This is a genomic window from Nocardiopsis kunsanensis DSM 44524, from assembly GCF_000340965.1.
Lineage (GTDB): Bacteria > Actinomycetota > Actinomycetes > Streptosporangiales > Streptosporangiaceae > Nocardiopsis > Nocardiopsis kunsanensis.
The window spans coordinates 55,278-77,009 of sequence record NZ_ANAY01000002.1 but is presented as its reverse complement, the minus strand read 5'-3'; the positions used below and the strand labels follow the sequence as shown (position 1 = coordinate 77,009).

Sequence of the window (21,732 nt, the reverse complement as noted above, 5' to 3'; positions counted from 1 at the left end):
TTCCGGTACCCCGTGTCCAACCGGTGCGGGGCCGACGTACAACCGAACAGGCATCCCCCATGCGTCGTTCCCTGACCCGTGCGACGGCGGTCCCGACCGCTGCTGCGCTGACCCTGTCCCTGCTGTTCGCCCCGCCCGTCGCGGCCGACGAGGACGAAGACCCTCCGACCGGTCCCCCCGACGGAGAGATCGGCGAGAGTGAGGCCCGCGCCCTCGCGGAGCAGACCGGCGAGCCGGTCGAGATCTCCGGGCTCACCGACGAGAAGACCCGGCACTTCGCCAACCCCGACGGCACCCTGACCATGCAGACCCACGCCCAGCCGGTACGGGTGCGCTCCGACGAGGGGTGGTCGGACATCGATACCACCCTCGTCCCCGCCGAGGACGGAACCGTTCGTCCACGGGCCGCCGGCATGGACATCGCCTTCTCCGGCGGAGGCGACGCGGCCATGGCGAGTATCGGGGTGGGAACCAACAGCGTGGAGCTGGAATGGATCGCCGACCTGCCCGAACCCGAGCTGGACGGGGACCAGGCGACCTATCCCGACGTGCTGCCGGACGTGGACCTGGTCCTGACCGCCGGCGCCGAGGGCTTCACCCAGGTCCTGGTCGTACACACCCGGCAGGCCGCCGAACAACCGGAGCTGGCCGAACTCGAACTGGGGCTGGCTGCCCACGGGGTGAGTGTGAACATGGACGAGCACGGCAATCTGGAGGCGCTCGGCGACGAGGGCGAGCAGAGTGTCTTCTCGATCCAGGCCCCGGCGATGTGGGACTCGACCGGACAGGACCAGGCCCGGGGCGAGGACCCTCTGCGGGCTCCGACCACCGGCGCGCGCACAGAGCTGGTGGAGACCGAGCTGGAGGTCGACACCATCAGTCTGGTGCCGGACCGGGACATGCTCTTCGACGAGGCAACCGAGTTCCCGGTCCACATCGACCCCTCGGTCAGCGCGAGCCGCCCCAACTGGGCCTACGTCGACCGCGCGTTTGCGAACCAGGCCTACTACAACCCTTCGGTCGAGTCGGTCGGCGTGGGACGAGTGGAGTGGGACCGGGTGTATACCCGTCGGGCCTTGTTCCAGTTCACCGTCATGGGCCGCACCGAGCACCCGAACACCATCATCGAGTCGGCCACGCTGCGCACCGAAGTGGAGTGGGCCTACGACTGCAACAGCGACTCCCACATCCAGCTGCACCGGACCGACGCCTTCGACGGCAGCACCACGTGGAACAACCAACCCACGGTCCGTGAACACCAGGACACCCAGAACGTCACCGGTGGGTGGGCGCAATGCCCTTCCAGCAGCGGTGTGGAGTTCGACGCCACCGACGCCTACCAGTGGGGACTGGACAACGATGCCTCCCACATCAACCTCCGCCTGAAGGAGAGGGACGAGTCGGGCACCACCGCTTGGCGGCGCATCGACACCAGCGACACCCCGCCGGTGCTGGTGGTGGACTACAACCACCCGCCCCACGACGTGGACACCGACACGGTCTTCGACTCCCTGGGCGGGGTGTGTTCCACCGACTCCGGGGACCCGCGGTTGGTCAACGACACCGCCCTGACCCTGTCGGCGCAGATCCGCGACCGGGATTCCTACTGGGTGGGTCAGCAGGTCGCCGGCCGGTTCGAGTGGAAGATCGACGGTGCGGACGAGACCCTGGGTTCTGCGGACTCGGCCCATACGACCGTGGACACCTGGCCCGAGGGCAGCGAGCGTTCGGTGACCGCCACCGACCTGCCGGAGAACGAACTTCTGGCCTACCGGGCCCGCGGCCACGACCAATCGGACTGGGGCCCGTGGTCGGACTGGTGCTACGTCGAGATCGACACCACCAAACCCGACACCGGCCCCGGCGTCACTTCCACGGACTATCCCGAGGGTGACCAGGCCCATGGTTCGGTGGGGCGCACGGGCGAGTTCACCTTCGCCAACAACGGTTTCGAGGACGCCACCGCTTACCACTACAGCCTCAACGATGCCTCCTGCTCCACCGAGGTCGAATTGGACGAACCCGGCGCCGAGGCGGCTGTACCGATCACCCCGTCCCGGGACGGCTCCAACCTGATCCACGCGCGCAGTGTGGACGCCTACGGAAACTCCTCCGAATGCGAGCTGGTGTACCTGTTCACGGCCGCACCGCCCAGCGACCCGGTCGCGCACTTCGGTCTGGACGAAGGCGAGGGCAGTACCGCTGTGGACTCCATGGACCCCGAGCGTGTCGCCGAGGCGGACGGGGACATCGAATGGACCCGGGGCCGTGTGGGCGAGCACACCGGAGATTCGTACCGTCTGGAGGGTACTGCGGTGCGTCCTGAGCAGGATGGCCATCTGCGCACTGACGGGCCCGTGGTCGATACCGGTGGAGCGCTCTCGGTGTCGGCCTGGGTGAAGTTGAAAGAAGGTGCGACCGAGAACCTGGCCGCGGTGGCCCAGGACGGCGACCGTAACAGCGGCTTCTACCTGGGTTATCAGCACGTCGACGAGGGTCGGTGGGTGTTCAAACAGGCGCCCGAGGACACCGATGACACACAGGTCGACCACCGTGCCCTGTCCACCGCGGTGGCCGAACCGGGGGTGTGGACCCACCTCTTGGGCACACACGATCCCGAGACCGGGGAGCTGACCCTGTACGTGGACGGTGTCGAGCAGGACAGCGCGGTCCAGAAGAGCCCGTGGAACGCCGAGGGCGACTTCGTCATCAGCGGTGCCAGGTACCACGGCGAGCACATCGGCACCTGGCCCGGCGCCATCGACGACGTGCGGGTCTGGGACCGGGTGGTCACCGATGAGGTCCTGCACGAGGAGGACGGCGCGCGTTCGCAGGTCTGGGAGCTTGCGAACCGTCCGGCGGCTCTGGAGGGCCGCTGGAGACTGGACGAGACCGAGGGAACGGTGGCCGCCGACTCCTCCGACCACGGCCTGGACGCCACGTTGCACGCCGATCCCGAAGGTGCGTGGGGCCAGGCCGTCAACGACGTCACCCTGGCGCCCGGCGTGCGGTTGGATGCGGCAGAGGAGGAGCACCTCACCACCGGGCAGCCCGTGGTGCGCACCGACCGCAGTTACAGTGTGGCCGCGTGGGTGCGTCTGGACGAGGTCGGACACAACGCCACGGCGGTGGCACAGAACGGGAACGACCACAGCGCCTTCTACCTCAGTTACCAGTATTCCTACGACTGGGACAACTGGGTGATGAAGCTCCCGCCCGAGGACGAGACGGGTGCTCCGGGGTGGCACCGTGCGCTTTCGGACCATGCCCCCGAGTTCGGCCGTTGGACCCACCTGGCGGCGACCTATGACCATTCACAGGGCCGGGTGCGGCTTTTCGTGGACGGGGCAGAACACGGCAGTGCGCAGGTGCCCGAGGCCTGGAACGCTGACGGTTCGACCGTGATCGGCGGTTCCCGTTTCGAGGAGGCATTCGCCGACTCCTGGGCCGGCGACGTCAGCGACGTACACCTGTATCAAGGGGTCCTCACCGAGGCCGATATCGCCCGAGTGTACGAGGGGAGCCTTCCCCTGCCCTGAGGTTTTCCTTTCCCCCAGAATCCCCCGTATCCCCCACATGGTCTGCCCGGCAGGGCCGTACCCCGCCGAGCAGGAGGTTCACCTGTGTCTGACATCCCCCAGAACACCCGGAACAGCCGCGGTACGAAGCCCGTGGTCTCCTTCCTGGCATTGCTCATGGCGGGAGGGCTGGTCTCGACCGTGCCTGCCTCCGCGCTCGCCTACAACACCCGCCCGGACGTGGCCGAGACCGAGTCCGTCGACGGTCGGTCGGCCGCCCAGGAGGCGATCGAGGCCGACACCACGGTGGCCGACGCTTCGGTCACCTCCCTCGACCCGCCCGAATGGCCGGAACAGCAAACGCACTCCTTCGATCTGGAAGCAGCGGAGCCGCGTACCCTCAGCGCCCCCGTGACGGAGTCGCCGGTGCGCATCGGGGCTGTCGAGGGCGACGAGTTCGAGGGGTGGGAGTCCCCGCTACCGGCCCCTGAGGAGAACCTCCCGGAAGAGGCCGCGGACGAGCGTCGCTCGCCCCGGGAACCCGGGACACCCGAACCCGAGGACTCCGAGGGCAGCGAAACGGGAGAAGGCAGCAGCGGGGACGAGGAGCAGATTCCCGAGGAGGAGACCGAGCGCACGGAAGAGGACGGCGACGGGGACGCTTCTGAGGGCCGTACCGATGGAGGGGACGAAGAAGCCGGCCCCGAGGACGAGGCCGAAGAGAGGGAGGAAGAGACCCCGGCCGAACGGGACGAACCCAGCCAGGAAAAGCCGGTCGGTACCGCCGAACTGGAGGTGCTCGACCGTGCCGAGAGCACTGAGCTGGGCTTGTCCGGCCTGGTACTGCGTCTGAGGCGCACCGACGGTGTCGATACGGCCGGCCCGGTACGGGTCGAGGTGGATTACTCCGGCTTCGCCACCGCCTACGGCGCCGACTACGGTTCCCGTCTGTCCCTGATCGCCCTGGCCGACTGCGGGGACGGCCACAGCGAGGGGTGCTTGACCACCCTCGAGTTGGACTCCGGCAACGACACCGACGCCCAGGCCTTGACCGCGGTGGCCCCGGCCACCAGCGACGGGACGCTGCTGGCCGCGGCCGCCGACAGCGACGGCGAGGAGGACAACGGCGACTACACCGCGACCTCGCTGAGCCCCTCCTCGGAATGGAACGTGGGCCCGCAGACGGGAGACTTCTCCTGGTCCTACCCAATGGCGACGCCGAACGTGGCCGGCGGCCTGCAGCCGGAGATCAACCTGTCCTACTCCTCCCAGTCGGTGGACGGGCGCACCTCCTCAACCAACAACCAGACCTCCTGGATCGGTGAGGGCTTCGACCACCACCCCGGCTACATCGAACGCCGCTACGCCACGTGCCAGGACGAGGACACCGAGATCCCGGACCAGTGCTGGTCGCACCAGAACGCCGTACTCAACCTGGGCGGGCGTTCCACCGAGCTGGTCCACGACGACGGTGAGTGGACCCCCGAGAACGACGACGGGGCCGAGGTCGAACGCCTGACCGGGGCCACCAACGGCGACGACGACGGTGAGCACTGGAAGGTCACCACCACCGACGGCACCCAGTACTACTTCGGCCTCAACCAACTGCCCGGCCACACCTCCGAGGACACCGAGACCGACTCGGCCTGGACCGTGCCGGTCTTCGGCGACGACGAGGGCGACCCCTGCCACGACCCCGACCTGGACGAGGCCTGGTGCGACCAGGCTTGGCGCTGGAACCTGGACTACGCGATCGACGCGCAGGGCAACGCCCTGGCCCACTACTACGAGGCCGAGACCAACCACTACGGACTCAACTTCGACTCCGACCCGGTCGCCTACGACCGGGGCGGCCACTTGAGCCGGACCGAGTACGGGCTGCGCGAGGACGATCCCCACGCCACCGCCCCGGCCCGCGTGGACTACACCGTCACCGAACGCTGCCTGGCCGACGACGACTTCGACTGCAGCGAGGACGACCGGGACGAAGGCAACGCCGAACACTGGCCCGACACCCCGTTGGACCAGGCCTGTGAGGACGACTGTGCCGGACAGCACTCGCCGACGTTCTGGACCACCGAACGGCTGACGGAGGTCACCACTCGGGTCCACGACGGTGAGGAGTACACCACCGTGGACTCCTGGGAGCTGGAACACGCCTTCCCCGAACCCGGGGACGGAACCGACCCGGCCCTGTGGCTGGAATCGATCACCCACACCGGTCACACCGGGGGTGACACCGAGACCAAACCGGCGATCACCTTCGGCGGCACGCCGATGCCCAACCGTGTCGACTCCACCACCGACGGCCTGGCGCCGATGAACAAGTGGCGTGTCACCGCCGTCTACACCGAGTCCGGCGGCCAGGTCGACGTCAACTACGAAGAACCCGACTGCGAGGCCGGTGACCTGCCGGAGGCGCACGAGAACACCCAGCTCTGTTATCCGGTGGTTCGCACCCACAACCCGGGGGCGGAGGAGATCACCGACTGGTTCGCCAAGTATCCCGTCAGCGAGCTGGTCGAGGTCGACCTGGTGGGCGGCCAGCCCGACCAGGTCACCAGCTACGACTACGTGGGCGATCCTGCGTGGCGGTACATGGACGAGGACGGGTTCACCGACGAGGACCGGTTGACCTGGTCGCAGTGGCGGGGCTTCGACCGGGTGATCGTGCGTACCGGGCACGAGGACGAGGTCCGGACCGAGACCGAGCACCTGTTCTACCAGGGGATGGACGGCGACCGTCTGCCCGATGGTGGGACCCGGTCGGTGCAGGTCACCGACTCGGAGGGCGCCAGTGTGGACGACGAGGAGGTCTTCAACGGACAGCCCCGCGAGGTGATCGTCCGTGACGGTGTGGACGGGGACGTGGTCTCCAAGACCATCACCACACCGTGGAAGGACGAGACGGCCCAGACCTCCCATGACTGGGACCTGGCCGCCCACATGACCGGGACGGAAGAGACCGACACCTACACCGCACTCGAAGACGGCGGGTTCCGCCAGAGCCGGACCGTCAACTCCTTCGACGACTACGGGATGATCGAGTCAGTGCACGACCACGGTGACGTGGACGTGGAGGGCGATGACCGGTGCACGCTGACCACCTACGCACGCAACACCGACGACCACCTGCTGGACCGGGTCTCCCGGACCCGGGAGCTGGCCTCGCCCTGTGGGGACGAGCCCTCCTACCCCGACGACCTCATCAGTGATGAGCGCACCCTCTACGACGGAGGGGACTTCGGTGACGAGCCCACCCACGGGCGGCCCACCCGGACCCAGCGGGCCGTGGACTTCGACGGGGACGATCCCGTGTACCGGACGGTGACCGAATCGGAGTTCGACGACTACGGCCGTGCCGTCTCCGTCACCGACGCCGAGGGAAACACGACCACCACCGAGCACACAGCCGCGCACCCCGGCGGACACGACGTGAAGGTCGAAACCACCAACCCCTTGGGCCACACCACCATCGAGGAGTTCGACGCCCGGTCCCAGCCGGTCGCCGAGGTCGACGCCGACGGTAACCGGACGGAACTGGCCTACGACCCCCTGGGCCGGTCGACCGAGGTGTGGCTGGCCGACCGCAACCGGGACCGGGGCGCCTCTCCCTCGATGCGGTTCGAGTACGACTTCAGCAAGGACGAGCCCACGACCGTCACCACCCACACCCTCAACGCCTCGGGCGACTACACCACGAGCTACCAGCTCCTGGACGGTTTCCTGCGCGAACGCCAGACCCAGGAGCCCGCCCCGGGCGGCGGCCGGGTACTGACCGACGTCTTCTACGACACCCGTGGCAACACCGTCATCGAACGCGAGCCCTACTTCAACGAGGAGGACCCGGACGGGCAGTTGTTCGTGGTCGACAACCACGACGAGGTCCCCCGATGGACCCGTACCGTCCATGACGGCGCCGACCGCGCCACGGACGAGATCGCCATGTCCCGTGGTGTGGAGCAGTGGCGTACCAGCACCGAGCACCACGGTGACCGGACCCTGGTGACCGAGCCCGAGGGCGGTACCGGCACCACCACCATCATCGACGTACGCGGAAACACCGTCGAAAAGCGCACGCACCACGGTGAGGAACCCGAGGGCGAGTACGACTCCACGCACTACACCTACACGCCCCGCGACGAGATGGAGACGGTCACCGACCCCGGCGGCAACACCTGGTCCTACACCTACGACCTGCTGGGTCGAAAGATCGCGGAGGAGGATCCCGACACCGGGACCACGACCACGGTCTACGATGCCCTGGACCGTCCGGTCCAGGTGACCGACGCCCGCGGCGAGTCCTTGTACACGGTCTACGACGAACTGGGCAGGAGGACCGAGCTGCGTCAGGGCGGCGCCGATGGCGACCTGCGTGCCTCGTGGGAGTACGACACCGTCGCCGTGGGCGAGATGACCTCCTCCACCCGGTACGAGGACGGTGCGGAGTACACCACGGAGGTCCTCACCTACGACGACCTGTCGCGCCCGGTCAACCGTGCGTTCCACATCCCGGACTCCGAGGGGGAACTGGCGGGTTCCTACCTGTTCCGTACGAGCTTCAACCCGGACGGGAGCGTGCGCTCCACGAGGATGCCCGGGGCGGGGGCACTGCCCACCGAGATCGTGGTGAACAGCTACGACGACCTGGGCAACCTGACGGAGCTGGCGGGCAACGAGCGCATCATCACCGATGCGTCCTACTCCAAGATCGGCAACCTGGTCCAGCGCGAGTTCTCCCGGGGCGTGCTGGGGGCCTCCGACACGTGGCAGACCTTCGACTTCGACGAGAAGACCAACCGGCTGGACATGGCCAGTGTCGTCCACGAAGTGGGGGACGGGTCGTTGTCCACTCAGCACTACGACTATGACGACCGCGGCAACCTCCTGCGGATCAACGACGAGCCCACCGCTGAGGAACGGGCCGACGACGTCCAGTGCTTCGATTACGACCACCTGCGCCGCTTGGACCAGGTGTGGACCCCTGATGCCACCGGTGAGGAGGCCTGCGCGGCCGAGCCTGATGCCCAGGAGCTGGGTGGCGCGTCGCCGTACTGGCACTCGTTCACCTACGACGAGGCCGGCAACCGGGTCGAGGAGGTCCAGCACGGGCCCTCCGGTGACATCACACGGTCCTACTCCTCGCCTGAGGAGGGAGAGGGGCCGGCCCACGCGGTCTCCGAGGTCTCCGAGGACGGTGTAGCCGGAGAGTCCACGCACTCCTATGACTACGACGCGGCCGGAAACATGGTCTCGCGCACCGGTGGGGACCGTGATCAGGTACTGGAATGGGGGCCCGAGGGCAAGCTGGTTCGGGTCACGGAAGGGTCGGAGTCGACCGAGTACGTCTACGACGCCGAGGGTGAGCGGCTGCTGCGCCGGGCCGACGGGGCCACCACGCTCTACCTGCCGGGGATGGAAGTCACCTGGGATTCGGCAGAGGACACCGAGGAGGCGACCCGTTACTTCGGGCACGCGGACGAGACGGTAGCGGTGCGTGAGAACGACGGTTCTCTCTCCTGGTCCTTTTCCGACCAGCACAACACCGGGCAGATCGCGGTGGATGCCCACGGTGGTGAGGTGGCTCAGCGGTGGATGACGGTGTTCGGCCAGGACCGGGGCACCGAGGGTGTGTGGCCGGGTGAGCGCGGGTTCGTGGACGGCACTGTCGATGAGTCCACCGGTTTGACCCAGTTGGGCGAGCGTGCTTACGACGCGGACCTGGGCCGGTTCGTCTCGGTGGATCCGTTGATGGATCTGGCGGATGCGCAGACGATGAACGGCTATGCCTATTCGAACAACAGCCCGGCCACGTTCGGTGACCCCACCGGGTTGTCCTGGCATCCGGCTCGGGGGTATGCCCCCATGCCGGACTATGGGAGTCTGCCCTCGCCCCATCCGGCCCGGGGGTATGCTCCCATGCCGAATTACGGGAGTCTGCCTTCGCCTCACCCTGCCCGGGGTTTTGCGCCTCCCACCCCGAACGTGCAGCGGGCGTTCAACGCATCGATTGACACGCCGAGCAGCTCTCCCACGCGGAGTTATACCTCCCACACGGTCTCTTCGCAGGAGAGTGCCCTCAATGAATCTACACACCAGGAAGCAACAGATCCTTCTTTCTGGGAAAGTGCTGGAAATTGGGTCAAGGAACGCTACACAACCGATGACGGATGGAACTGGGGGAATATTGGGGATGACGCAGCGCTAGTTTTGGGGTTGACCTGCACGGCGTGTGCCGTGGGCGTAGGAATCTACAGTATCGGTCGTGGTGTGATGAAAATGGGGTCGGGAAATGCTTCGGCTGGGGCCTGGGATATTGCCGGGGCAATTGTCCCGGGAGGGTTAGGGAAACTGGTGGGCCGAGGAGGCAGGAGTATTTCTGAACTGGTTCACCAGGCAAGGGTCGCCAAAAACCCGAAGGGGGTGCCTGGTGCAGGTACTCAGAACCGTAGGGCAAGGCAGCAAAGTTCTGCGAAGAACAGGAGGGACAGCGCTATGGCTTCCTCCATGGGATCTCATGTTGGATCGATATCAGGTTACGCGTTCAATGCTCGTTCAGCTGCTGTCGCATATGCGGACCCAGGAAGCAACAATAGTAGCTGGCATGGTTTTTGAGGGAATTCATCCTGTAAACGCGCGCCTGAAAACTTATTTCCATAAGACACGAAAAAGGTTTACCTATTGAAAAATGAGAGCACCGAAGAGCTTAAATTCTCCGATGTGGGTATATTGAAGTACCCGGACTATATAAACGGAATAGTATTCAAAAGAGTGACGAAGGTTTTTCATTCACGAATCCTCATGGAGAACCGCTTTGCCTCGGGGGGTGCGTCCTCAGATGACGAGGTTATGTTAACTGTCCTCAGGCTTGCAGCATCCTTCAGTAGCTGGTTCTTGTGGCTGCACTTTTTTCTTCTGCTGGCAGGTATTTTTCGAGAGCTCGCACCATGGCTCTCCTTGGTTCTAATCTTGCTAATGACCTTTGGTGTGTTGGCAAAATTTCTCCAGTCCATCGCCGCCCTAGTGGATATGACTGTAGCTTATATAAAACTCGGCATACTTAAAAAGTATAAAGGGAAATATTTTTGGGACTTATATGGCAAATTCAAGCTGCCTATTTTTGTGCTGGCTTTGGCTGTGGTGCTGTGGTTGATTCATACAGGTTATGCTCAAGAACGAGTATATGGGTGAACGCGAAGAAACAGATCCGTGACTGTTCAGGTCTCTCGGATGAGTGATGGTGGTGTCATAGCTTCGTAGTAACACCGCAGGTCACAGGGGTTGCTCATGGAAGAACGACGGATGCTCACTCTGGCTGAACACGAGGAGATCGCGCTCGCCCATACACGCGGAGAGGGTGTGCGCGCCATCGCCCGTCTGACCGGTCGGGATCCCTCGGTGATCAGCCGCGAACTACGCCGTAATACCTTCAAGCGCGGCTACCGGGCCACCACAGCCCACACACGCGCCCGCACACGCCGCAAGCGTCCCCAACAACGCCGCATGGAGACCGATCCCCTCCTGCGCCCACGGGTCCTGCACGATTTGGGCCGGGGCCGCACGCCCCGCCGGATCGCGGGCCGGTTGAAGCTCGAGGCCCGCGAGGAGAGTGTGGAGCCCATGGAAGGCTCGATCCCCGCCGGCGGTGAACGCATCAGCCACGAAGCGCTCTACACCTGGATCTACGCCCTGCCCAAGGGCGAGCTGGCCCGGCTCGGGGTGATGCTGCCCTCCAAACGCGGCGCCCGCCGCCCCCGCCGCAAGAACGGCCTGTCCGGCGGGCGGATCGTGGGCATGCGCTCCATCCGCGAGCGCCCCGAACAGGCCGAGGGCCGCCGGGTCCCCGGACATTGGGAGGGGGACTTGGTTGTGGGCAAGGAGGGCAAGAGCGCGGTGATAATTGTATGTTGGTTTATACTGAAGGCGACATTTTTTACGTACATAAAGATTAAAAACGAAAGTATCGTAGTTAATAATGTATTCACGAGGCATATTATTCCTGCTGGTGAAATACGCCGGGTTTCATGGGTGGTGGTCTAGATATCATCCTTGGGGATGGCAGGAAATATTGGTGTTTTAACTTTGGCGGTTCTCTCCTGGGCGCCCTTGCTGGCTGCCCAACTAATAAAAAATGCGCACGAGCAATTAGTCGTGCTGCCGCAGGCGAAAAGGGAAAATCGGTAGATAAAAGCACTGAGGTTGCATCAGAAGTGCATTTAAATGCATTCTTCCTTTTTCTTCTTTGTCTTACATCGTTTTTAGTTATTTTCTTGCTAAGCTTGTAAGGTATTTTCCTTGTTTCTGCATGGCCAATGTTCTTCCCCTGAGGGGGTAGCGGCGAAGGTAATTTATATCCTTTGGGGGTCCTTGGAATGGTTGCTTCCCCCATATAAGATGTGGCTCACTTTTCCTTCTGTGAAATGTTTAGAAGTCTTGTTTTTATAGCAAATCGAACACATTTGGGATCCGGCCAGGATTTCCTGTAATTGGATCCGAGATATGCCACCATGCCGGGCTAAGAGCGTCTGTCCTCGCCCTGTCTGACCCGGGGTTTCGCACCTCCCACTCCGAGCGTACAATTCATAGATTGACACGCAGAATAGTTCTCCCGCTCGGAGTTATGCCTCCCACGCGTTTTCTCCGCAGGAGAGTGCCCTCAATGAATCTACACACCAGGAAGCAACAGATCCTTCTTTCTGGGAAAGTGCTGGAAATTGGGTCAAGGAACGCTACACAACCGATGGCGGATGGAACTGGGGGAATGTCATTGGTGATGCGGGACTTGCTCTTGGGATTGCTGGTATGTTCGCTTGTCCTGTGTGCGGGGCGGCTGGAGCAATCGGGGCCGGCCTTTCTGTGGGAAGCGGTTTTTGGCACGCGAGCCAGGGGAATACTGGATCGGCTGCGTGGGGCCTGCTTGCAGGAGTACCCCTCCTCGGAGGTGTAGGTGTGCGTTTCGCTTCTGTTATTCGAGGGTCCCAGGCGCAAGGACGATGGTGGTCGCATATCACTACCAATAATGGGGTTATCCGGAACCGGAAGAGAGAGCACCGAAGAGCCGAGTCCCGTTTGGCTGAAGAGGAGGCTGCGATCGCTACTTCAGCAAGCAGCGCTTCATCGGCTTTGGGTCATGTGGGCACCAATATCAGTATCGGTGGCGTAGTTTATAATGAAACAGAAGCGTTTCAATTTTCTGGAAAGTGATGAGTAGAGAAAATAACCCTGGCGTGCCCTTGCGTCAGTGGATCGGAGTGAAAAGAGTCATTCCTGCGCTGCTCGTTTTGTTTTTTCCTTCAATGCGCGACTTCTTTTCATACATTGAAGGTGTTAGATTGGCGGGGAGGGAAGGCGGTATCAGCCATGAGGAGGCGCGCATGGTTTGCCAGGCTGATGGGGTTTTTTCAGCCTCCTATGGTGTCGCCATTAGTTTAACTTTGCTAATTTCTCATATTTTGCTAGTGGATGTTTTTTATATTTATGACAGTGATGTACTAGTGGAATTCTCTATTTTCTTTGTCATGATTCCCTTTATGTCAATCGCTTTTATCGAGTCTTTTGAGTGCGCAAGGGCTTTTCTTGAGGGTGCAAAAAATAGAAGGAAGTTTAGGATGATCGGCCCTATATTCTATGCTTCGTTTTTTATTTTGACATATTCTTTTTGGGCTATTTTCCTTTTGTATTCTTAGTTTGGTTAGTTTAATTACGCAGGGCAAGCGGTGGCGGTGCGTGAGAACGACGGTTCTCTCTCCTGGACCTTTTCCGACCAGCACAACACCGGGCAGATCGCGGTGGATGCCCACGGTGGTGAGGTGGATCAGCGGTGGATGACGGTGTTCGGCCAGGACCGGGGCACCGAGGGTGTGTGGCCGGGTGAACGCGGGTTCGTGGACGGCACTGTCGATGAGACCACCGGTTTGACCCAGTTGGGCGAGCGTGCTTACGACGCGGACCTGGGCCGGTTCGTCTCGGTGGACCCGTTGATGGATCTGACCGATTCCCGGGCGATGAACGGGTACGTCTGCTCCAACAACAGCCCGGCCACGTGCGGTGACCGCGCTGATCGACCAGCCCCTGGCCGACCAGGACCGGTGGATGAGGCGGGCGCCACTACGGTGGCCGGCCCCACCGAGCCCCGACCGGTCACCGGGAAGACACGGGTTCTCCCCGAGTACGCCTCAGTCCCCTTCCGGCCGCGCGGCCAACCGCACGGCACACTCCAGCAGCAGGGCATGCACGCACGCCTGGGGGAGATTGCCGCGCTGTCGGCACTGCTCGACGTCGTACTCCTCCGTGAACAGGCCCGGTGGCCCGCAGGCGGCGCGGTTGCGTTCGAACCATCGCAGCGCCTCCTCCTGAGTTCCCGCGCTGGTGTTGCGCGAGCGCGACCAGGAACCCGCACAACAGGAACGCCCCTTCAGCCTCGCTCAGTGGTCTGTCGTCGTGGCGGAACCGGTGGGCGTAGTGCTCCTCGGTCAGCTCCGAGAGGACACCGTCCAACGTTCGCACGGTACGGGGATCATCGGAGGTCAGGGCGCCGCGCAGCGCGGGGCTGCAGTGAGGCGTCCGCCCCGGGAGCCTCCGGGGAGCGTTGCCAACGCTCTGAGGGATGCAGAGAGGACTCCGAAGCCTCGGCGACCAGGACGTCGGCCAGTTGCGCCCACCCCACGATGGTGCCGGAGGAGGGCTCGGCCCGGGCGATCGCGCGCAGGGCTTCGGGCCGGGGCGGTTCTTCCGCGGCCCTTCGGGCGTCGGGCGTGGTGCTTGCCTCCTGAACATGGCGAACGCACCGCCGTGGCCGGTAAGGTAGGGCAGTCCGGAGGGCCTCGCTGATGAGGGAGGCGTACCGATGGAGGACCGGTCGGACCACACCTCTTCCCCGCAGTGCCATTCCCCGCAGGCCAGCGGGCGTCCCGGCCCGCTACCCGACATCGGAAGTGTGTTCGTCCGGTGCCGTGTGCCCATCAGTACATGAGTGACATGCAGTCGGAGTCCATTCGCCAGGTCAGGGACCACCTCGCCGATGTGGTGGATCGTGCGGACAGAGAGGACGAGCCCACCGTCATCACCCGGAGGGGTAAAGAGGTCGCGGCGGTCGTGCCGATCGAGATGCTCCGCCATTGCAAGCGCCTCGAAGAACAGGAAATCCTCGCTCTGGTCGAGGAGCGGATGTCGAGCAAGGCGCCCGGCGTCCCGATGGAGGACGTCATGGCCGAGGTCCTGACGGAGGACGGATGAGATACGACACCGTTTTCCGTCCTGAAGCCAGGGCCGAGATCCGCAAACTTCCCCGGAACGTGGCCGTGAAGGTGTTCCGGAAGCTGCCCGAGTTGGAGAACGATCCCTGGGCGTTCGGTACCACGGCTCTGGTGGGCAACCCCGAGGTGCGACGTTTGCGTGTACTCGCCTACCGGGTGATCTACACGGTGGAACAGGGGCGGATGATCATCTGGGCCGTCCACGTGGGGCACCGTTCGGACGTCTACGACTGAACCGGGGCCGGCTCACGGCGAATGCAGACGCAGCACGGCGTGCTCGGCCCACTCGGGCGGCCGGGTGAACCGGGAGATGGCCATCATCGTCGTGAACGCCAGTGGGACCGTCCACGCCGCCGGCTGGGCGAGCAGCACGTCGACCCATCCACCGGGAGTAGGTAGCAGCACCGACCAACCGACGGCGCCGGTCGCGGTCACGGCACCCACGATCAGACCGGTGGCCGCCCCGGGCAGGGTCAGACGCCGCCACCAGATACCGAGCACCAGAAGCGGGCAGAACGTCGAGGCCGCCACGGTGAAGGCCCACACCACGAGCACGTTGATGTCGGTCATCTGCGCGGGCAACGCGAGCAGCACCGCCACACACGCTCCCACCGCAACACCCAGGCGCAGCCGGGGCACATTGCTCTGGAACAGGTCGTGCGAGAGCCCTCCGGCCAGGGCCAGCAGCAGCCCCGACGAGGTCGACAGGAACGCACCGAAGGCACCGGCCGCCACCAGCGCAGTCAGGAAGGTCCCGACCGACCCCGACACCGCGTGGTCGGGCAGTACCACCGCGACGGTGTCGGTGCCCTGCAGCAGCACCAGTTGGGGCGTCAGTACCCGGCCGAGCAGCCCGTAGACGGTCGGGAACAGGTAGAACATGCCCAGGAGCGCGATCACCCCCACCGCGACCCGGCGTGCCACCCGCGCCGTCGGGCTGGTGTGGAACCGCATGATGACGTGCGGCAGCCCCATACACCCGAGTGTCAGGGCCAGCAGTGTGGACCACGTCTCGAACAACGGGTACCCGCCCTGGTTCAGCAGGGGGGTGCTCCACCGCTCCCCGCCCAGTTCGGGCAGTGCCTCGGGTCGGGGCACGGGCGCTCCCTCGGGGAACACGTACTCGGTGCCCTCGGTAACGGAGTGCGAACCCTCGCGCAGGACGATCTCCTCCCCGGCGGGGTCCGTGACCGTGACGGGTTCCTCCAGGGCGAAGCGGGTGTCGACGGCGAACTCCACCGGGATCGTGTCCGGGAAGTGTGTGCCCCATTCCGGGTGCAGGACCTCGGCCCGGGTGTCGGCGCCCGCGTGTGCGACGAGGTAGATCGCCGGTACCGCCAGGAACACCAGCTTCACCACGTAGTGGAAGGCCTGAACGTAGGTGGCCGAACGCATCCCGCCGGCCGCGATGGATCCGCTGACCACGAGCCCGGCCAGCACCACACCCACCCAGTACGGGGTCCCGCTGACCAGGCTCAGCACCACACCGGCACCCTTGAACTGGGGCACCAGGTACAGCAGCATGATCAGCAGCACCACACAGCCGCACAGCTTGCGCAGGCGGGGTGCGCCCAGCCGGTACTCGGCGAAGTCCGGGACGGTGTAGGCGCCCGAACGCCGCATCGGACCGGCCACGAGCGCGACGACGGCCACGTACCCAGCGGTGAACCCGACCGCGTACCAGATGGTGCCCAGGCCGTTCTTGAGCAGCAGCCCGGCCAGCCCCAGCACCGATGCGGCAGACAGGTACTCACCCGCGATGGCCAGGGCGTTCCAGTTGGGGGAGACCCGGCGGGAGGCCACCAGGAAGTCCGAGGCGGAACGCGCCGCGCGCACACCGTAGATCCCGATGACGAGGCTGATGACCAGGAGCAGCCCGATGGCCACGACCGAGGTCATGGCCCCACGCCCTGATCCGGGGCCGGGCCCCCGGACGTCCCGGTACGCGCCTTCGCGGGGCCGGTGCCCCGGCCCTGATCGGCACGGTCCTCCACCCGTTCGGACGAGCGCATGTGCCAGAGCGCGAGCCCGAACAGCAGCGGGTAGAGCGCAGCAGTCAGCAGCAGCCACGACAGCGGGACCTGCGCCACCCGCACGTCACCCAGCTGCGGGAAGGCGACGAAGGCACCACTCACCCCGAACAGCAGCAGCAACAGCAGCACGATCGTGCGCACCGCCCGTCGGCGCTGCGCTCGGAACAGGCGCCGTGCCGCCTCGGTGTCGACGGGGCCGGGGATCGGCAACAGGTGCTGGGCCGGCCGGTTGCCGCGCGCCAGGGCGACCCGGGTCTGGGGACTGGTGAGTTTCTCGCGGCGCGGGCTCATGAGGCCTGCTGCGGATCGTGCTCTCCGTCCCTGGGCCGGGCCGCACGCCCCAGCTGGTCGCGTTTGGCCGCCTCGAGGAGTTGTTGGCGCAGATGGCGGCCGTGGCGGCGGCTCACCGGGACGTCACCGGCCGGGGTGCCCGCGACCAGCCCGGACGATGAGGTCACGCGCAGGTCCCGCACCCAGGGGATGGCGACGAGGAAACCACGGTGCGCACGCACGAAACCGGCCGAGGCCCACACCTCCTCCAGATAGGACAGCGGCAGCCGGATCAGGTGTCCGCCCGCGGCGGTGTGCAGACGCACGTAGTCGCCCTGGGCCTCCACGAACTGCACCTCGTCGCGTTTGACGAACACGGTGCGCCGCCCGGTGTCGATCTGCACCACGTGCAGGTCCTCGGCCGGTGAGCCGCCGTTCTCCGGGCGCCGCAGCTGCGCGATGCGCCCCACCGAGTCCGCCAGGCGTTCGGGCCGTATGGGCTTGAGCAGGTAGTCGACGGCACCGATCCCGAAGGCCTCCACCGCGTGTGCCTCGGAGGCGGTCACGAACACGATCGAGGGCGGCTCCGACAGCACACTCAGCACCCGGGCCACGTCCATGCCGTCCAGCCCGGGCATGAGGATGTCGAGGAAGGCCGCATCGATGGTGGTCGTGCCGAGCAGCCGCACCGCCTCGGCCCCGTTGCCGGCCGAGTGCACCTCGGCGACCTCGGGCATGTCCGACAGCAGCGCCGCCATCTCCTCGCGGGTCGACGACTCGTCCTCCACGACCAGTACTCGGAGCTCACCGCTCACTGGGCCACCACCCCCCTCATGAATCTGGGAATCCGTACGGTCACCTTGGTGCCCTCACCGAGGCCCGTCTCGATCACCAGACCGTACTCGGGCCCGTACACGGCACGGAGACGCTGGTCCACGTTGGCGAGCCCCACGCCCCGGGCCTCGGGACCGGTCCCGGCCAGTAGCGACCGCGCCAGGTCGGGGTGCATACCGATCCCGTCGTCCTCGACCTCGATGACGCACAGGGGGCCCTCGCCGTACCCGGAGACCCCGATGTGGCCCCGCCCCTCCTTGCGTTCGAGCCCGTGCCGGACCGCGTTCTCCACCAAGGGCTGCACGACCAGGAACGGGACCGCGACCGGCAGCACCTCCGGGGCCATCTGCACGGTGATGTCGAGGCGGTCGTGGAAACGGGCGCGCTGCAGCTCCAGGTAGGTCTGCACGGCCTCCAGTTCGTCGGCGACCGTGGCGTAGTCGCCCTTCTCGGAGAACCCGTAACGCAGGTAGTCGGCGAAGTCCGACAGCAGGTGCCGTGCCCGGTCGGGGTCGGTACGCACCATCGCGGAGATGACCGCGAGCGCGTTGTGCACGAAGTGGGGGGAGATCTGCGCGCGCAGGGTCCGCAGATCGGCGGAGGCGATCCGGGCGCGCGCCCGGCGCAGGGTGGCGTGGTCGAGGCAGTCCGAGACCAGTGACGCCGCGGCCTCCACGTCGGCCTCGGCGGGGTCGCCGATGGCGATCAGCGCGCCGGACAGTTCGTCGTCCACGGTCAGGGGGCAGGCGTAGGCCTCGGCGCCGTCCTGGAGCCGGGTGCGGGAGCAGGAGCCGTACTCGAAGACCTGGGAGAGCACGGTCCCGATCTCCTCGGTGCCGAGTTTGCGCCCGTAGGAAGCAACGTAACCGTCGAGGTCGGCGAGCACGATCCCGTCCACACCGAGCATCCGGCGCAGGCGTTTGGCCGCGGTCCGTACACCTCGACCGTGCAGACCGTCACGGAGGTCGAGCCCGAGCGCGTGCACCTGGCGCATCAACTCGGCGCTCGCCCGCTGGTCGGAAGAGCCCGGGCGCCGGGTGGGGAGGATCCACGACAGCCACCGATTCGACACGAAACGACACTATCCCAGCTGCGTGTGTCGCTGATCACGCGTGAATCACCTTTCGGTTCGGACCGGAAACGGTCTTCCGGGCACCGTGCCGCTCTCTTCCCGACGGCGGACACGGGCCGGGCCCGCCTTCCCCAGCGGCAGGGAGGGCGGGCCCGGTCGTGGTGCGGCCCATGGGCGGTGGCCGGACGGAGACCACCGGCGCCGGGCACACACCGGTGCGGGTCTTAGTGCTTGGCCGCCGTTTCCGCGCCCGCGCCGGTGAGGGCGCGGACCTGGAGCATCGCGAACTTCTCGAAGTCGCGTTCCTTGGACGCGTAGGTACCGACGACGGCGCAGAGCAGACCCAGCGGGACCGACACCAGGGCCGGGTTCGGCAGCGGGAACCACGAGAAGTCCGCGTTCGGGAACAGGGCCGTCTCCGAACCCGACACCACCGGGGAGAAGAACACCAGACCCACGGCGCTGACCAGACCGCCGTAGATACCCGCGAGCGCGCCGGCCGTGTTGAACCTCTTCCAGAAGAGGCTGAGCAGCAGGGTCGGCAGGTTCGCGGACGCTGCCATGGCGAACGCGAGCGAGACCAGGAAGGCCACGTTGAGGTTCTGGGCGAAGACCGCGAGCACGATCGCGGTGATGCCGACCCCCAGAGCGGCGAACTTGGCGACCCGGACCTCCTCGGCGCCGGTGGCCTTCCCCCGGCGCAGGACCGAGTTGTAGAAGTCGTGTGCCAGCGAGGAGGAGGAGGCGATGACCAGGCCCGCGACCGTGGACAGGATCGCTGCGAAGGCGGCCGAGGCGATGAAGGCCAGCAGGACCGCGCCCGCCATCTCTCCGCCGATGTTCTCGCCCACCGTCTGTGCCAGTTGCGGTGCCGCGGTGTTGCCCGCGGCGTCCTGGTTGCGGATCGCTTCGTGGCCCACCAGCGCGGCTGCACCGAAGCCCAGGATCAGGGTGAGCAGGTAGAAGACACCGATCAGGCCGATGCCCCAGTTGACGGACTTACGCGCGCTCTGGGAGTCCGGGACCGTGTAGAAGCGGATGAGGATGTGCGGCAGGCCGGCCGTGCCCAGCACCAGCGCCATCCCGAGACTGATGAGGTCCAGCTTGTTCCACAACGTCTGGAGGGGGTCGCCGGCGACCTCGACGCCGTAGGTCAGACCGGGTTCGAGGAAGGCCCTGCCCTCCCCGCTCATCACGGCGGCGTCCTCCATGAGGGAGCCGAAATCGAACCCGTAGAGGGACAGGGTCAGAACGGTGAGCAGCGCGGCGCCGCCGAGGAGGATGCCGGCCTTGATGATCTGGACCCAGGTCGTGCCCTTCATGCCGCCGAACGCGACGTAGATCGTCATGAGCAGGCCGACGACGATGATGCCGGCGATCTTGGCGGTCGGGGCGTCCATGCCCAGGAAGGTCTCCCCGGGTTGGATGCCCAGGAGCAGCGCGATGAGCGCTCCCGCACCCACCATCTGGGCCAGCAGGTAGAAGATCGAGACCACGATGGTGGAGACCGACGCAGCGGTTCGGACGGTGCGTTGGTTCATCCGGTAGGAGAGGACGTCGCCCATCGTGTAGCGGCCGGAGTTGCGCAGGAGCTCGGCGACGAGCATGAGCGCGACCAGCCAGGCCACGAGGAAACCGATGGAGTAGAGGAACCCGTCGTAGCCGAACAGGGCGATGGTCCCGGCGATACCGAGGAAGGAGGCGGCCGACATGTAGTCACTGCCGATCGCCAGGCCGTTCTGCAGGGGGGAGAAACCGCGCCCGCCGGAGTGGAAGTCGGTGGCGGAGTGGGTGTTGCGGCTCGCCCAGACGGTGATGCCCAGAGTCGCGGCGACCATGAGGACGAACAGCACGATGGTGACGAGGCGGCTGCTCTCGCTGACAGCTTCCTGTGCGAGGATCATCGGTCACCTCCGCCGTTGCCGTTCTGCAGTTCGTCACGCAGTTCGACGGCGTTCCCGTCGAGCTTCTTGCGGGCGTAGCGCGTGTAGAGGATCGCGATCCCGAACGTGGAGACGAACTGGAGGAGGCCGAACACCAGGGCGACGTTGATGTTGCCGAACAGCACCGTGCCCATGATGTCGCGGCCGAAGGCGGACATGAGGACGTACAGCACGTACCAGGCCATGAAGGCGATGCTCATGGGCACGATGAACGCGAAGAGCCGCCTCTTCAGTTCGACGAACCGAGGGTCGCTGTGCATGGCGATGTAGGCCGAGTCCGGGATCGGCCGGTCTCCCTCGTTCGTGTGGTCCGGTGGTGCACCGGACCCGCCCGTGGGGCTGTCCTCTGACATGGTGATTCCTCCGGGGGATGGACGGGACGGGACATGGCCGCTGGGGCACGCCCTACGGGGGCCGGGCAGGACGCGGACCCGTCATGTGATCTGCGTTACTCGGAACTGTAAGGAGCGACACTCCCCACGGGCAGGGGGTGCGGCGTCCACACGCGCCGAACGCTGGAGGGAAGCGGCGAACGGACGCCCGCCGTGCGACGAACGGTCCTCTCGCGCGATGAGCGGACGCTCGATGGTCGAGGACGCAATGGCCTGTGCGGCCTGGGTGGTGCTGTTCCGTTCGGCAGGTGCCGCTGCCCCGTTCGTAGGGGATGCACCGCCCCGTTCGGTGGAGCTCACGCCGTCCGGGGCCCTGCCGGCGCCGTCGACGCCGCCCCTCGCGGGCGCGTTCTTCCCCGGCGAGGAGACCGGCGTGACCGGGGCCGTGTGCCCGCCGACGCTGTCGGCTGTTCGG

General features: G+C 65.7%; 14 protein-coding genes and 1 pseudogene. 9 read left to right on the top strand and 6 right to left on the bottom strand.

What is annotated here, in order from left to right; all coding sequences use genetic code 11:
• Positions 1-59: 59 nt before the first annotated feature.
• The 9 genes and pseudogenes from D456_RS0101765 to D456_RS0101740 all read left to right on the top strand — a co-directional run bounded on the left by D456_RS0101765 (position 60) and on the right by D456_RS0101740 (position 15,007).
• Positions 60-3,539: a LamG-like jellyroll fold domain-containing protein gene (locus D456_RS0101765; protein ID WP_017574426.1), complete on the top strand. Its 3,480-nt coding sequence runs from the start codon at positions 60-62 to the stop codon at positions 3,537-3,539.
• Positions 3,540-3,623: 84 nt separating this feature from the next.
• Positions 3,624-10,133, top strand: a complete 6,510-nt coding sequence (locus tag D456_RS23485) for an RHS repeat domain-containing protein (RefSeq protein WP_051049382.1) — start codon at positions 3,624-3,626, stop codon at positions 10,131-10,133.
• Positions 10,134-10,199: 66 nt separating this feature from the next.
• A complete protein-coding gene (locus tag D456_RS26405; RefSeq protein ID WP_160166710.1) occupies positions 10,200-10,709 on the top strand; it encodes a hypothetical protein in 510 nt (169 codons plus the stop codon).
• A gap of 96 nt (positions 10,710-10,805) precedes the next feature.
• Positions 10,806-11,417, top strand: a pseudogene (locus D456_RS23480) (IS30 family transposase); the annotation flags it as partial.
• Between the two features lie 1,170 nt (positions 11,418-12,587).
• Positions 12,588-12,722, top strand: a complete 135-nt coding sequence (locus D456_RS27725) for a hypothetical protein (RefSeq protein WP_275040448.1) — start codon at positions 12,588-12,590, stop codon at positions 12,720-12,722.
• A complete protein-coding gene (locus D456_RS26400) occupies positions 12,722-13,204 on the top strand; it encodes a hypothetical protein (RefSeq protein WP_152442447.1) in 483 nt (160 codons plus the stop codon). The genes D456_RS27725 and D456_RS26400 overlap by 1 nt, the downstream gene beginning before the upstream one ends.
• A gap of 138 nt (positions 13,205-13,342) precedes the next feature.
• Complete coding sequence (locus D456_RS27975; RefSeq protein WP_394297259.1) at positions 13,343-14,290, top strand: RHS repeat-associated core domain-containing protein; 948 nt, start codon at positions 13,343-13,345, stop codon at positions 14,288-14,290.
• Between the two features lie 196 nt (positions 14,291-14,486).
• Positions 14,487-14,753, top strand: coding sequence for a type II toxin-antitoxin system Phd/YefM family antitoxin (locus tag D456_RS0101745; RefSeq protein ID WP_017574423.1), 267 nt, complete (start codon positions 14,487-14,489; stop codon positions 14,751-14,753).
• A complete protein-coding gene (locus D456_RS0101740) occupies positions 14,750-15,007 on the top strand; it encodes a type II toxin-antitoxin system RelE family toxin (protein WP_017574422.1) in 258 nt (85 codons plus the stop codon). The genes D456_RS0101745 and D456_RS0101740 overlap by 4 nt, the downstream gene beginning before the upstream one ends.
• A 12-nt stretch (positions 15,008-15,019) precedes the next feature.
• On the opposite strand, the gene D456_RS0101735 is transcribed toward D456_RS0101740, so the two are convergent.
• From D456_RS0101735 to D456_RS0101710, 6 genes are all read right to left on the bottom strand, one after another.
• On the bottom strand, positions 15,020-16,672 hold the full coding sequence (locus tag D456_RS0101735) for a sodium/solute symporter (protein ID WP_017574421.1): 1,653 nt from the start codon (positions 16,670-16,672) through the stop codon (positions 15,020-15,022).
• On the bottom strand, positions 16,669-17,097 hold the full coding sequence (locus D456_RS0101730; RefSeq protein ID WP_017574420.1) for a hypothetical protein: 429 nt from the start codon (positions 17,095-17,097) through the stop codon (positions 16,669-16,671). The genes D456_RS0101735 and D456_RS0101730 overlap by 4 nt, the downstream gene beginning before the upstream one ends.
• On the bottom strand, positions 17,094-17,891 hold the full coding sequence (locus D456_RS0101725; RefSeq protein WP_017574419.1) for a LytR/AlgR family response regulator transcription factor: 798 nt from the start codon (positions 17,889-17,891) through the stop codon (positions 17,094-17,096). Before D456_RS0101725 ends, D456_RS0101730 begins: the two co-directional genes overlap by 4 nt.
• On the bottom strand, positions 17,888-18,904 hold the full coding sequence (locus tag D456_RS0101720) for a sensor histidine kinase (RefSeq protein WP_017574418.1): 1,017 nt from the start codon (positions 18,902-18,904) through the stop codon (positions 17,888-17,890). The genes D456_RS0101725 and D456_RS0101720 overlap by 4 nt, the downstream gene beginning before the upstream one ends.
• A gap of 302 nt (positions 18,905-19,206) precedes the next feature.
• Positions 19,207-20,886, bottom strand: a complete 1,680-nt coding sequence (locus tag D456_RS0101715; RefSeq protein ID WP_017574417.1) for a solute symporter family protein — start codon at positions 20,884-20,886, stop codon at positions 19,207-19,209.
• Positions 20,883-21,278, bottom strand: a complete 396-nt coding sequence (locus D456_RS0101710) for a DUF485 domain-containing protein (protein WP_017574416.1) — start codon at positions 21,276-21,278, stop codon at positions 20,883-20,885. The genes D456_RS0101715 and D456_RS0101710 overlap by 4 nt, the downstream gene beginning before the upstream one ends.
• Between the last annotated feature and the right edge of the window lie 454 nt (positions 21,279-21,732).

Coding starts and splice junctions, on each gene's coding strand:
- D456_RS0101720 (WP_017574418.1), bottom strand. CDS start 18,904: ATGCGCCAGGTGCACGCGCTCGGGCTCGACCTCCGTGACGGTCTGCAC.
- D456_RS26400 (WP_152442447.1), top strand. CDS start 12,722: ATGAGTAGAGAAAATAACCCTGGCGTGCCCTTGCGTCAGTGGATCGGA.
- D456_RS0101765 (WP_017574426.1), top strand. CDS start 60: ATGCGTCGTTCCCTGACCCGTGCGACGGCGGTCCCGACCGCTGCTGCG.
- D456_RS0101740 (WP_017574422.1), top strand. CDS start 14,750: ATGAGATACGACACCGTTTTCCGTCCTGAAGCCAGGGCCGAGATCCGC.
- D456_RS27975 (WP_394297259.1), top strand. CDS start 13,343: ATGACGGTGTTCGGCCAGGACCGGGGCACCGAGGGTGTGTGGCCGGGT.
- D456_RS0101710 (WP_017574416.1), bottom strand. CDS start 21,278: ATGTCAGAGGACAGCCCCACGGGCGGGTCCGGTGCACCACCGGACCAC.
- D456_RS0101730 (WP_017574420.1), bottom strand. CDS start 17,097: ATGAGCCCGCGCCGCGAGAAACTCACCAGTCCCCAGACCCGGGTCGCC.
- D456_RS0101745 (WP_017574423.1), top strand. CDS start 14,487: ATGAGTGACATGCAGTCGGAGTCCATTCGCCAGGTCAGGGACCACCTC.
- D456_RS0101735 (WP_017574421.1), bottom strand. CDS start 16,672: ATGACCTCGGTCGTGGCCATCGGGCTGCTCCTGGTCATCAGCCTCGTC.
- D456_RS0101715 (WP_017574417.1), bottom strand. CDS start 20,886: ATGATCCTCGCACAGGAAGCTGTCAGCGAGAGCAGCCGCCTCGTCACC.